This window comes from Collinsella sp. i06-0019-1H4, assembly GCF_042849575.1.
Lineage (GTDB): Bacteria > Actinomycetota > Coriobacteriia > Coriobacteriales > Coriobacteriaceae > Collinsella.
Map to the genome: position 1 here is coordinate 1,485,022 of NZ_BAABYB010000001.1, position 12,747 is coordinate 1,497,768.

The following is a 12,747-nucleotide window of genomic DNA, read 5'->3' on the forward strand; positions in this document are numbered from 1 at the left end:
GGTTAGAGCATAACATCGCCACGGCCCCACAGGAACAAGGCACCAATTCAACATCGCCAGGGCGCGTAGCTACTTCTTCTTTTTGCTTGGCATCGAGACTTTGATGCCTTGGGCGGACTTGGTCACGCGAGAGCGCTTGGCTCCGGTACTCTTCTTTTTCTTGGGCTGGGCTTGGGCCACGCCCTCGAGTGCGCGGGCCTCGGCCTCGCGAGCGGTGCGATCTTCGCGACGCTGCGCCATGTCGGCGGCAACGCGCTTGGCAAAACGTTCGGCCGTCGAGCCCGTCGAGCTCACCTTGCCGCCACCGCGACCCAGGCGGACGCGCACACCGCGGCCAAAACCAGTTGCGGCATGACGACGACGCGGCTTGAGCGAATCCATCATCGTGGCGAGCTTAAAAAACACCGAGCAGGTAAAGACTACAATGACAGCCAAGATAACCATCTGGCCCATCGACAGGTTGGCAATGGACAGCAGCTCTGGGAATCCGATAACGCCCACCAGGATGCCGGCGACTACAAACACAAAGAGCACCACACGTAAGGGCGTGAGAGGTTGCGAGATGCGCCAGATCAGGCTGACGCTCGCCGCGCACGACGTAAACAAGCACATCGTAGACAGCGTGAGCTGGCTAAAGCCAAACACGCGCGCCACAAAGATATCGAGCGCCGCAGCCAAAATGACCGCAATCGACGCCGGCAGTGCACGCTTGAGTACGTTGGTCAAAAACGCACCCTTCACGCGAGCATTGTTGGGCTCCAGCCCCAACACAAAGCCCGGCGCGCCGATGCAGAAGAAGTTGATGAGCGTCATCTGGATGGGCTCGAAGGGGTACGGCGGCAGCGCGATGCACAGCGCCGCCAGGCCCATCGAGAACAGTGTCTTGGTCAGGAACAGCGAGGCCGAACGCTGCAGGTTGTTGATGGAGCGACGCCCCTCGGCCACCACGGCGGGCATCGAGGCAAAGTCGTTGTCGACAAGTACGATCTCGGCCACGTTACGCGCGGCATCGGAGCCAGCCGCCATGGCCACGGAGCAGTCGGCCTCCTTAAGTGCCAGCACGTCGTTAACGCCGTCGCCCGTCATGGCCACGGTGTGCTCGCGGCGCTTGAGCGCCTGCACGAGCTCGCGCTTCTGCTGCGGGGTCACACGACCAAAGACATGGTAGCGGTCCACTGCGGCATCGAGCTTGGCCGGCGTATCGAGCGTCATGGCGTCCACATAGGCGTCCGCCCCCGGCACGCCCACCACGCGCGCGATCGACGACACCGTACGCGGGTCGTCGCCACTGATCACGTTGAGGGTCACGCCCTGCTCGTTAAAGTAGCCGATGGTCTCGGCCGCCGAGGTACGAATCTCGTCGCGGATGGTCACAAATCCCACGGGCTCGGCCTCGCCCACCATATCCCCATCGGGCGTAAAGCCGTCCACGCGCGCCACCACGAGCACGCGGCAGGTATCGGCAAGCTCGGCGACACGGTTCTCGACCTGGGCAAACGCACGATCAGAGAGCACAAATTGCGCGGCGCCCATTACGTAGGAGCCCTGCGCAAAAGAAGCGCCGCTCCATTTTTTAGACGACGAGAATGGAATGACCGACAGCGGCTCGGACACCTCGACCGGGCGATCGGCGTAATAGTTGAGCAGCGCCTGGCAGGTCTCGTTGGCATCGGCCGAAGTCGCACGTGCGACGTTAGCCAGCGCAAAATCGAGCACTGTGGTATCGACGGGAACAGCCGCCTCGTCCGAGTCCACGCCAAAGCCAACACCCTCAACCGGCAGCGGATACGTGCCCTCGACCTCCATACGTCCCGACGTGATGGTGCCCGTCTTGTCCAGGCACAGCACGTCGACGCGCGCGAGCGTCTCGATGCAGTAGAGCTGCTGCGCGAGTACCTTGCGGCGCGCCAGACGCACCGTGGCGATGGCGAGCACCGACGAGGTCAGCAGCACCAGGCCTTGCGGGATCATGCCCAGCAGGGCGCCCACCGTGGACAGCAGCACCGACGAAGGCACATGACCAGCCAACAGCTCGGAGAAGCACCACGAAAGCGCGCTGTCGCCCGGGGTTCCCGCTGCATCCCACAGCTCGCTCACACTCGAGGCAAACAACGCCAAACCGAGCGGGATCATGATGATGCTCGCAAAGCGCACGATGGCGTTCAGCACGTTCATGATCTCGGAATTGACCTTTTTGACGTACTTGGCCTCGTTATTAATTTTGGCCACGTAGTTGTCGGCGCCGACATGGATCACGCGGGCGCGCAGCAGGCCCGAGTCGATAAAGCTGCCGCTCATGAGCTCGGAACCGGGCTGTTTCTTGATAAGGTCGCTCTCGCCCGTCAGCAGACTCTCGTTCACGAGCGCCTCGCCCGAAACCACCACGGCGTCGGCGGGAATCTGGTCGCCGCGCCCCAGGCGGATGATGTCGTCGAGCACGATCTGGTCCAAGTCGAGCTCCACCTCGACGCCGTCGCGCACCGCGATGGCCTTCTTGGAGGTCAGTAGCGTGAGCTTATCGACCATCTTCTTGGAACGCATGGACTGGATGACGCCAATGGCGGTATTGAGGAACACCACGAACAGGAACGTCAGATTCTTAAACGAACCGGTCAAAATGACCAGGAACGCCAAAATCACGTTGATCAAATTGAACAGCGTGCAGAGGTTCTCGATGATGAGCTCTTTGACCGACTTGGTCTTGAGCTCCATGTTGCGGTTGATCTTACCGGCGGCGATGCGCTCCTCGACCTCGGCGGTTGAGAGTCCGCGCTCGATATCCGTTGCTGCCATACCACGTCCCATCACGTCGCGTCGGTATAAGAAAAACCGCCCGGACCATGCGAGGTTCGGACGGTCTTACGTTCGATGGTGCCCCATGTTGGATTCGAACCAACGGCCTTCTGCTCCGGAGGCAGACGCTCTAATCCCCTGAGCTAATAGGGCCAACGTTTGGCATTATACCCAAGTGCACCACGGGCTATCAAAATAAAAGAAAAAGCTTTGCAATTCCGAGGAAGACGAGGCGCAACGGCCCACTTTAGAAGGCAAAAGCGAGTCAGATAGTATAAACTCACATGCACCATATACACGGCTCGCGATGCGGGCCGTTTTTGCAAAAGTTATCCATCGAGGTGAGAGGCACACCATGATTGCAATTTTAAAGCAGAGCGCCAGCGACGAGGCCGTAAGCCATATCGTCAGCTGGATTGAGAAAAAGGGTCTGAAGACCGATGTCTCGCGCGGCGAGAACGAGACGATCATCGGCCTGGTGGGCGATACGACCAAGATCGACCCGTTCCTGCTCGAGTCCATGGATGTCGTCGAGCGCGTGCAGCGCGTCTCCGAGCCGTTCAAGCGCGCAAATCGCAAGTTCCACCCCGAGGACTCCGTCATCGACTGCGGCCACGGCGTCAAGATCGGCGGCGACCAGTTCCAAGTCATCGCCGGCCCCTGCTCCGTCGAGGGCGAGAACCTCATCCGCATCGCACGCCGCGTAAAGGCCGCCGGCGCCACGATGCTGCGCGGCGGTGCCTACAAGCCCCGCACCTCCCCCTACGCCTACCAGGGCATGGGTCCCGCCGGCCTGGACCTGCTATGCGAGGCATCCGCCGAGCTCGACATGCCGATCGTCACCGAGATCATGGACCCGCGCGACGTGCAGGTCTTCTTGGACAAGAAGATCGACGTCATGCAGATCGGCGCCCGCAACGCCCAGAACTTCCCCCTGCTCAAGGAGGTCGGCAAGACCCAGACCCCGATTCTGCTCAAGCGCGGCATGTCCGGCACGATCGACGAGCTGCTTATGGCAGCCGAGTACATCATGAGCGAGGGCAACGACAACGTCATCCTGTGCGAGCGCGGTATCCGCACCTTCGAGACCCGCACCCGCAATACCTTCGACCTCAACGCCGTGCCGGTGCTGCACCACCTGTCGCACCTGCCCGTCGTCGCCGACCCCAGCCACGCCACCGGCTACACCCGCTACGTTGAGCCCATGGCGCTCGCCGCGACCGCCTGCGGTGCCAACGGCCTGGAGATCGAGGTCCACGACGAGCCGAGCCGCGCCTGGTCCGACGGTGCCCAGGCCCTCACCCCCGATCAGTTCGACGACACCATGCGCCGCATCCGAGCCATCCGCGAGGTCGTCTGCCAAGAGACTATGGAGTAGCCCATGGGTACGGTGAGAAACGCGCGCGTTAACCAGGGCGGCCCCAAGTGCGCCGGCATCGTCGGCCTGGGCCTCATCGGCGGCAGCTTTGCCCGCGGCTATGCGCAGGCGGGCGTCCGCGTGCTGGCCTGGGACCCCGATGACGATGTCATGACAGCCGCCAGCATGGGCACCGTTGCCGGCGAGCTCAACGACAAGACACTCGGCGAATGCGACATCATCGTCCTTGCCTGCTATCCTAAAGGATGCATCGAGTGGCTCGAGGCGCACGCCCAGGCGCTCGCCGACGCCACCGACACCGACGCCATTATGGGTCCCGTGGTGATCGACACCGTGGGCGTCAAGGGCATTGTGTGCGAACGCGCCTTTGAGCTTGCCCGCGAGCACGGCTTTTACTTTGTGGGCGCGCACCCCATGGCGGGCACCCAGTTCTCGGGCTATGCACACTCCTGCGCCGACCTGTTCCAGGGCGCCCCGCTGGTGCTCGTACCGCCCGCGGTGGACGATGCGCTCAAGCTGGAGCTTTTGGGCCAGGTGCGCGAGATGGTGCGCCCCTTGGGCTTTGGCAAGTTCAGCGTGACGAACGCCGCCGAGCACGACCGCGTCATCGCCTTCACGAGCCAGCTTGCGCACGTGGTATCCAACGCCTACGTAAAGAGCCCGACCGCCCAGGTCCACCACGGCTTTTCGGCCGGTAGCTACCGCGATCTCACCCGCGTGGCGCACCTCAACCCGCAAATGTGGTCCGAGCTCATGATCGACGACGCCGACGCGCTCGCCTTCGAGATCGACCATCTGATCGAGTCGCTTGGCGCCTACAGCCGTGCGCTCAAGGACCGCGACCAGCGCTATCTGGAGAATCTCCTTGCCGAGGGCGACCGCATCAAGCGCGCACTCGACGACGAGTCCTCCCACTAGACCACCTATCACGCCAGGTCGAAAGGACCGAAACTTATGGCGATTACCATCGATATCGACACCGCACGCCCCTACCAGGTGCATGTTGGTACGTTTTTGCTGGAGCAGGCGGGACCGCTCGTGCGCGCCACTGCCGGCGGCACCAAGGCCGTCATCGTGACGGACACCAACGTGGGCCCGCTCTACCAGATGCCCGTTAAACAGAGCCTGGAGGCGTCAGGCTACGAGGTGAGCATCTGCACCTTCGAGGCAGGCGAGGCCCATAAGCGCGCCGAAACCTATGTTGCCATTTTGGAGTTTGTGGCCGAGCACGAGCTTTCGCGCTCCGACGTGATCGTGGCACTCGGGGGCGGCGTCGTGGGCGATGTGGCGGGCTTTGTGGCCGCGACCTACATGCGCGGCTGCAAGTTTGTGCAGATCCCGACGAGCCTGCTCGCCATGGTGGATTCGTCGGTGGGCGGCAAGACCGCCATCGACCTGGCTGCCGGCAAGAACTTGGCCGGCGCTTTTTGGCAACCGAGCGTGGTTATCGCCGACGTGGGGTGCCTGGCCACCCTCACGCCCGAGCAGTTCGCCGACGGCTGCGGCGAGGTCGTCAAGCACGCCGTGATCGCCGACCCGGAGCTTTTCGCCGAGCTGGAGAAGACCCCGCTCACGCTGGAGCTGCTCAACCGCGATGTGGCCCGCGTAGCGCTCATCATCGCCCGCAATATCGACATCAAGCGCGCTGTGGTCGTAGCCGACGAACGCGAAACCAACCAGCGCAAGCTCCTCAACTTTGGACACAGCGCCGGACACGCCGTCGAGGCCTGCGAGCACTTTGAGCTCGGACACGGCAACTGCGTGTCGATCGGCATGGGCATCATCACGCGCGCCGCGGCCCTGCACGGCGTCTGCGATGCTGCACTGCCCGGTCGTATTGAGAAGCTCTGCGCCCGCCATGGCCTCAAGACCCGCTGCGACCTCGATGCCGATGCCGTCTTTGCCGAGGCGCTCCACGACAAAAAGCGCTCGGGCGACACCATCGACCTGGTGATTCCGCACGGCATTGGCCGCTGCAGCATCGACCGCACGCCGCTTTCCACTTTCCACGAACTCATTGCCGAGGGCCTCGGCCAGAAGGGAGACGCATTCGCATGCTAGCCCGCATCACCCCGTCCCCGCTTAAGGGCACCGTTCCCGCCATCGCGTCCAAGTCGATGGCGCACCGTCTCATCATCTGCGCTGCGCTTGCCAACGGCGAGACGCACGTTACCTGCAACACCACCTGCGCCGACATCGAGGCCACGGTGCGCTGCCTTACGGCCCTGGGTGCTCGCATCGAGACCGTCGAGGACGGCTTCCAGGTCCACCCCACCATGAAGAGTGTTGAGTTTGGCCTGCTCAGGGCCCTTGCCGGTGGCACACTTGACTGCGGCGAAAGCGGCTCCACGCTCCGCTTTATGTTGCCCGTCGCCTGCGCGCTGGGCGCAGAAGCAACTTTTGTGGGTCAGGGACGCTTGGGCGCCCGCCCGCTGTCCCCGCTCTCGGACGAGATCATCGCCGCCGGCTGCGACCTACAGGGTCTGGGCGGTTTTCCGCTCAAGACCAGCGGACGCATGCGCCCGGGCACCTTTGTGCTGCCGGGTAACGTAAGCTCGCAGTACATCTCGGGTCTGCTGCTGGCAGCCCCGTTGCTCGCCCAGCCCTCCTGCGTGCAGGTGACCGGCCTCATTGAGAGCCGCCCCTACATCAACCTGACGATCCAGGCCATGAAGGCCTTCGGCGTCGAGGTCAACGTCGAGCGTATTCCCGCCAGGGACGGTCAGCCCGAGGTCACAAACTTCCGCGTGAGCAGTGGCTCGTATCGCACGCCCGGCAACGTGGCCGTCGAGGGCGACTGGTCCAACGCTGCCTTTTGGCTGTGCGCCGGCGCCATCGGCTCCGACCCCATCACCGTGGAGGGTGTGTCGCTGAGCTCCGCACAGGGCGACCGCAACGTGCTTGCTGCGCTTTCGCGCTTTGGCGCCCGCATCGTGCGCTCCACCAACGCCGCCACCGTGCAGTCCGACAAGCTCGCCGGCTTTGAGATGAGTGCCCACGACATTCCCGACCTCGTGCCCGTCATCTCGGCCGTGGCATCGCTGGCGCAAGGCCGCACGTTCATCCGCGATTGTGCCCGCCTGCGCATCAAGGAATCCGACCGCCTGGCCACCACCACCCGCGAGCTCACCGCGCTGGGCGCGCAGGTGCGTATTGCCGGCGACGACCTCATCATCAAGGGCGTCGATGCCTTCACCGGCGGTGAGGTCGATTCGCACAACGACCACCGCATCGCCATGATGGCCGCCATCGCCGCGAGCCGCGCCACCGGCGAGGTCGTGATCCACGGCGCCGAGGCCGTCAACAAGTCCTATCCCGATTTCTTCGACCACTACCGCCTGTTGGGCGGCAAGGTCACACTCGAGGAGGAATAGCATGTCCTCGACCTTTGGCAACGTATTGCACTTAAGCATCTTCGGCCAGTCGCACTCCCCCGCTATCGGCTGCTCGCTCGATGGCATCCCGGCGGGCATCGCCGTGGACCAGGAGAAGCTGCAGGCCTTCCTCAACCGTCGCGCCCCTGGTCGCGACGAGACCGCGACCAAACGCCGCGAGGCCGACGCCGCCCACATCATCGCCGGTGTTGTCGATGGACACACCACTGGCGCACCCATCGCCGCGATTATCGAGAACACCAACACGCGCTCCAAGGATTACTCCGAGCTGCGCCGCAAGCCCCGTCCCGGACATGCGGACTTCCCTGCGCGCGTGAAGTATCACAACATGCACGATGTCGCTGGTGGCGGGCATTTTTCCGGCCGCCTAACGGCACCCTTGTGCATCGCCGGCGGGATCGCGCTGCAGGCGCTCGAGGCCCGCGGCATTCAGGTCATGGCGCACGTCGCGCAGATCGGCGGCATCTCCGACCTGCCCATGGACGATATGGTCTATCGCGAGGCCGACCGCAAGGCGATCCTTTCGAACGACCTGCCTTGCATTGACGCCGCCGCAGCCGGCCGCATGCGCGAGGAGATCCTGGCCGCGCGCGACGAACTCGACAGCATCGGCGGCATCGTGGAGTGCGGCATTTACGGGCTTCCCACGGGCATCGGTGACCCCATGTTCGACGGCATCGAGAATCGCATCGCGCAAATCGCGTTTGGCATTCCCGCCGTAAAGGGCGTGGAGTTTGGCATGGGCTTTGCCGTGGCCGCCATGCGCGGCAGCGAGAACAACGACCCGTATCGCATCGACGCCGAGACCGGCGGGATTGCGGTCGAGTCCAACAATGCCGGCGGCATCCTGGGCGGCATCTCCACCGGCGCGCCCGTCATGTGGCGCATGGCCGTAAAGCCGACGCCCTCCATTGGCCGCGAGCAGCAGACGGTGGACATGGACGCTATGGAAAATGCCGAGCTCTCGGTGCACGGCCGTCACGACCCCTGCATCGTCCCGCGCGCCGTCCCCGTTGCCGAAGCAGCCGCTGCCCTCGCGATTTGGGACGCCCTCCTCGAGGACGCCGCCCAGCTCTAAAAATCTCTGGGGGCCAACTCCGGCCCCCACGCCCACCCAGTGATTTTTCTGGGACGGGGATTAAAAAATCATTGTGTACCTAATGATTTTTTAATCCCCGTCCCAGAAAAATCACCGACACGTGAAAGGGGTCCCTATGGACCTTGCTGACATCCGCCAGACCATCGATGGCATCGACACCACGCTCCTCAACAGCTTTGTCGAGCGTATGGACATTGCCACCGAGGTCGCCAAATCAAAGATCGAGATGGGCAAGGCCGTCTTCGACCCCGCCCGTGAGCGCTCCAAGCTCAACAACCTCGCCAGCCGCGCGCCCGAACGCTACGAGGCACAGACCATCGCCCTGTTCCGTCTCCTCATGAGCATGAGCAAGGCCGAGCAGCAGCGCTACATCAACGAGCTCAAGGGCATCACCATCTCGCAAAAGGCCCACGCCACGGCTGCAGCCTCCGACACGCCCTTCCCTCAAACCGCCACCGTCGCTTGCCAGGGCGTTGAGGGCGCTTACAGTCAAATCGCCGCGTGCAAGCTCTTCGACGTGCCCGATATTGCGTTCTTTGAGACCTTTGAGGGCGTCATGCGAGCCGTGCGCGACGGGTTCTGCGAGTTTGGCGTGCTACCCATCGAAAACTCAACTGCCGGATCGGTCAACGCCGTCTACGACCTGCTCGCCCAGTTCGATTTCCACATCGTGCGCTCGCTGCGCCTCAAGATCGACCACAATCTGCTCGTCAAACCCGGCACCAAACTCACCGACGTGCGCGAGGTTTACAGCCACGGCCAAGCCATTGCCCAGTGTGCGGGCTTTATCGAGTCCCACGACCTGCACGCCACCAAGTACCCCAACACCGCCATGTCGGCCGAGATGGTCGCCAGCTCCGGGCGCACCGATGTTGCCGCCATCGCATCGCGCAGCTGCGCGACACTCTATGGCCTGGAGGTGCTGGAGTCCAACATCCAGGACTCGGGCAACAACTACACACGCTTTGTCGTCATCAGCCGCGAGCCGCGCGTCTACCCCGGCGCCAACCGCACCTCGCTCATGATCACCACGGCCAACGAGCCGGGCGCGCTCTATCGCGTACTCGAGCGCTTCTATGCGCTCAACATCAACCTCATCAAACTCGAGAGCCGCCCCATCCCCGGCCACGACTTTGAGTTTATGTTCTACTTTGATCTGGACTGCCCCTTTGGCAGCAAGGCCCTCGACGACCTGCTCGATTCCATCGACGACGTGTGCGAGAGCTTCACCTACTTTGGCAGCTACACGGAGGTGCTCTAGATGACCGATACCGCCGCAACCCGCCCCTACGGCGTGCTGGGCCGCGTGCTGGGCCACAGCTACACCCCGACCATCTACAAGGAGCTGGCGGGGCTTGAGTACGTGCGTTTTGAGCGCGAGCCCGAGGATCTTGAGGCTTTTATGACGGGCGACGAATGGGAGGGCACCAACGTGACCATCCCCTACAAGCGCGCCGTCATGGAATACCTGGACGAGCTGAGCCCGCTCGCCGAGCGCATGGGCAACGTCAACACCATCACGCGCCTGCCCGACGGCCGCCTGCACGGCGATAATACTGACTACTTCGGTTTCCAGTGCCTGGTCGAGGAGTTGGGCGTTGAGGTTGCCGGCAAGAAGGCCCTCGTGCTCGGTGCCACCGGCGGCGCCGGCACCACGGCAAGTATGGTGCTGGGAGACATGGGCGCCATCGTCGTACCCGTGGGTCGCACGAGCGAGGTCAACTACGACAATATCGCGCAGCAGTCCGACGCCTCCCTACTCGTCAACTGCACGCCCGCCGGCATGTTCCCCCATTGCCCCGACGCGCCTTGCACGCTCGAAGGCCTCGATGCGCTCGAGGGCGTCATCGACATTGTCTACAACCCCGCCCGCACGGGCCTGATGCTCGAGGCCGAGCGCCGCGGCATCCCCTGCATCGGCGGCCTGCTTATGCTTGTTGCCCAGGCGGCACAAGCTGTCGAGCGCTATACCGGCAAAGCCACCCCGCGCGAGAGGATCCTGGACGTAACGGAGCGCCTGTCACGCCGCGAACAGAACATCGCGCTGATCGGCATGCCGGGCTCGGGCAAGACCCGCGTGGGCGAGCAGATCGCCCAGCTCACGGGCCGCGAGCACATCGATCTCGATCGCGCCCTCGAGGAGCGCCTGGGCATGCCCTGCGCCGACTTTATCATCAAGTGCGGCGAGGCGGCCTTCCGCGAGCAGGAGACGGCAGCGCTGGCCGACATCTCCAAGCGCAGCGGCTTGGTGCTCTCCACCGGCGGCGGCGTGGTTACGCGCGACGAGAACTACCCTCTGCTGCACCAAAACAGCCAAATCGTGATGCTCAACCGCAAGCTCGACGAGCTCGCCCACAAGGGCCGCCCCATCACCGCGCGCGACGGCATCGACAAGCTGGCCGAGCAGCGTATGCCGCGCTACCGCGCCTGGGCCGACTACATCATCGACTCACGCGACTGCGCCGCCAACACCGCCCATGCCCTCCTCGACACCCTCCCACCCGCTCTCTAACCAAAACCACCACAAAGGGGGCAGGCACCTTTGTGGTGGTTTTTCAACTGCAAAGGAAGCAACCATGAAAGCACTCGTCATTAACGGCCCCAACCTCAACATGCTCGGCATTCGCGAGCCAGGCATCTACGGCAGCGACAACTACGATCGCTTAGTGCAGATCTGCCAGGAAGCGGGTGCCGCACAGGGCTTCGACGAGGTCGAGGTCTTCCAGTCTAACCACGAGGGCAGCATCGTCGACAAGATCCAGGAGGCTTACGGAAAGGTCGACGGCATCGTCATCAACCCGGCCGCCTACACGCACACAAGCGTGGCCATCCTGGACGCGCTCAAAGCCGTCGCCATCCCGGCTGTGGAGGTCCACATTAGCGCAGTCGAGACCCGCGAAGACTTCCGCCAGGTGAGCTACGCCCGCCTAGCATGCTTTGCCACCATCACCGGCGAAGGCCTGCAGGGGTATGCGCACGCTCTGGAGCTGCTGAGGGAGCGTCTCAAATAGTAAGGCTGCAACACTGCAGATAATTAGAAACAGTGGGGAGGACCAAGTTGGTCCTCCCCACTGTCGTTACGCCTTCTTAATCACGTACGCCAATCCAATATCGCAGGCACAGCGCACAATCGATGCGAAGAGCCACGATGCCGGCAGTGTCATAAGCAGAGGCATGGTCTGCCAAGGGATAAACCAATCAACCGCATGGATTGCGAAGATGGCAAGGCTAGCCTGCCCACAAAACACGAGTCCTCGCCCAAAAGCCCCCAAAATCGGCATGGCCTTCATCTTTTCAATCGCCATAGAAACCCAGCACACGCAGTAACTGCCAGCGAGAGCGGCAATCGTGGCAATGACAAAGCCATCCACGCGGCGGCTCGAGAGCTCAAGTCCGCTCAAAGCCGCGAAAGTAAGCCAAACAACATCGAAGCCAATAAACAGCAGTGGCTTGTCCACGCTCGGCTCCAGCCCCCTATGACGAACCGTATAGCCAGCCCACATCAACAGGACGATATAGCAGCTCAGATCCAGATCGAGCGGCAGGTAAACACCCAAAAGGCGAGACACGCTCAGCCCGCAGAAGGCAATTACGGCACAGGCGGCGCCCTGGTAAACAACTCCAACCTCGCGTCCATCAAACAACAGCATCAGAGCATTAAACAGCAACCGTGACGTAAACAGCGCCGCCAGAAACCATGCCATGCCGACGGCGGCAACGCCAAGCCCAGGCACATCAACGCCAGAGGCAAACACAATCGTCTCAAGTCCCGCAACCAGCGTACCGCCCGTCAAAGGAGCGCCGCTCATCAAAAACGTCGGTACCTGCCACGCCAACGCAAGAACCAGATATGGCACTAGAAGACGCGGCACCGATCCGCTCAGCAGCTCACGCCACGGCTTAGGCCTGAATGTGTACCCGGCAAGAAAAAAGAACACCGGCATATGAAAAGAGAAAATTGCATGTCGCAAAGGAGAAGGATTTGGAACAGTGTGCCCCACAATGACCAGAATAATTGCAATGCCCTTAGCAATATCAATCCAATCGAGCCTTTTACTGCTCATAGCACGCCCTTCAAAACT

The 12,747-nt window shown here is 62.7% G+C and carries 10 protein-coding genes and 1 tRNA gene; 8 read left to right on the forward strand and 3 right to left on the reverse strand.

Going from position 1 to position 12,747, the window contains the following annotated elements:
- Positions 1-69 precede the first annotated feature (69 nt).
- Both ACGHEN_RS06535 and ACGHEN_RS06540 read right to left on the reverse strand, forming a co-directional pair.
- A complete protein-coding gene (locus ACGHEN_RS06535; RefSeq protein ID WP_390398230.1) occupies positions 70-2,793 on the reverse strand; it encodes an HAD-IC family P-type ATPase in 2,724 nt (907 codons plus the stop codon).
- 76 nt (positions 2,794-2,869) lie between these two features.
- Positions 2,870-2,946, reverse strand: a tRNA-Arg gene (locus ACGHEN_RS06540).
- Between the two features lie 202 nt (positions 2,947-3,148).
- Between ACGHEN_RS06540 and aroF the strand changes: the two genes are divergently transcribed.
- The 8 genes from aroF (at position 3,149) to aroQ (ending at position 11,676) form a co-directional block, all read left to right on the forward strand.
- Positions 3,149-4,171 carry a 3-deoxy-7-phosphoheptulonate synthase gene (aroF, locus tag ACGHEN_RS06545; RefSeq protein WP_022094767.1) on the forward strand — a complete coding sequence of 341 codons (1,023 nt, stop codon included), beginning with the start codon at positions 3,149-3,151 and terminating at the stop codon, positions 4,169-4,171.
- 3 nt (positions 4,172-4,174) lie between these two features.
- Entirely contained in the window at positions 4,175-5,089 is a 915-nt protein-coding gene (locus ACGHEN_RS06550) for a prephenate dehydrogenase (RefSeq protein WP_390398232.1), read from the forward strand.
- A 36-nt stretch (positions 5,090-5,125) separates the two neighbouring features.
- Positions 5,126-6,232: a 3-dehydroquinate synthase gene (gene aroB / locus ACGHEN_RS06555; protein WP_390398234.1), complete on the forward strand. Its 1,107-nt coding sequence runs from the start codon at positions 5,126-5,128 to the stop codon at positions 6,230-6,232.
- Entirely contained in the window at positions 6,226-7,545 is a 1,320-nt protein-coding gene (gene aroA / locus ACGHEN_RS06560; RefSeq protein ID WP_390398235.1) for a 3-phosphoshikimate 1-carboxyvinyltransferase, read from the forward strand. The genes aroB and aroA overlap by 7 nt, the downstream gene beginning before the upstream one ends.
- A gap of 1 nt (position 7,546) precedes the next feature.
- Positions 7,547-8,644: a chorismate synthase gene (aroC, locus tag ACGHEN_RS06565; protein ID WP_390398237.1), complete on the forward strand. Its 1,098-nt coding sequence runs from the start codon at positions 7,547-7,549 to the stop codon at positions 8,642-8,644.
- A 136-nt stretch (positions 8,645-8,780) separates the two neighbouring features.
- Complete coding sequence (pheA, locus tag ACGHEN_RS06570; RefSeq protein WP_390398239.1) at positions 8,781-9,926, forward strand: prephenate dehydratase; 1,146 nt, start codon at positions 8,781-8,783, stop codon at positions 9,924-9,926.
- Entirely contained in the window at positions 9,927-11,177 is a 1,251-nt protein-coding gene (locus tag ACGHEN_RS06575; RefSeq protein ID WP_138374971.1) for a shikimate kinase, read from the forward strand.
- A 64-nt stretch (positions 11,178-11,241) separates the two neighbouring features.
- Positions 11,242-11,676 carry a type II 3-dehydroquinate dehydratase gene (gene aroQ, locus ACGHEN_RS06580; protein ID WP_390398241.1) on the forward strand — a complete coding sequence of 145 codons (435 nt, stop codon included), beginning with the start codon at positions 11,242-11,244 and terminating at the stop codon, positions 11,674-11,676.
- Between the two features lie 66 nt (positions 11,677-11,742).
- Here aroQ and ACGHEN_RS06585 read toward each other — a convergent pair whose 3' ends face one another.
- Positions 11,743-12,729 (reverse strand): acyltransferase family protein, encoded by a 987-nt coding sequence (locus ACGHEN_RS06585; protein ID WP_390398244.1) that lies wholly within the window; start codon positions 12,727-12,729, stop codon positions 11,743-11,745.
- Positions 12,730-12,747 lie beyond the last annotated feature (18 nt).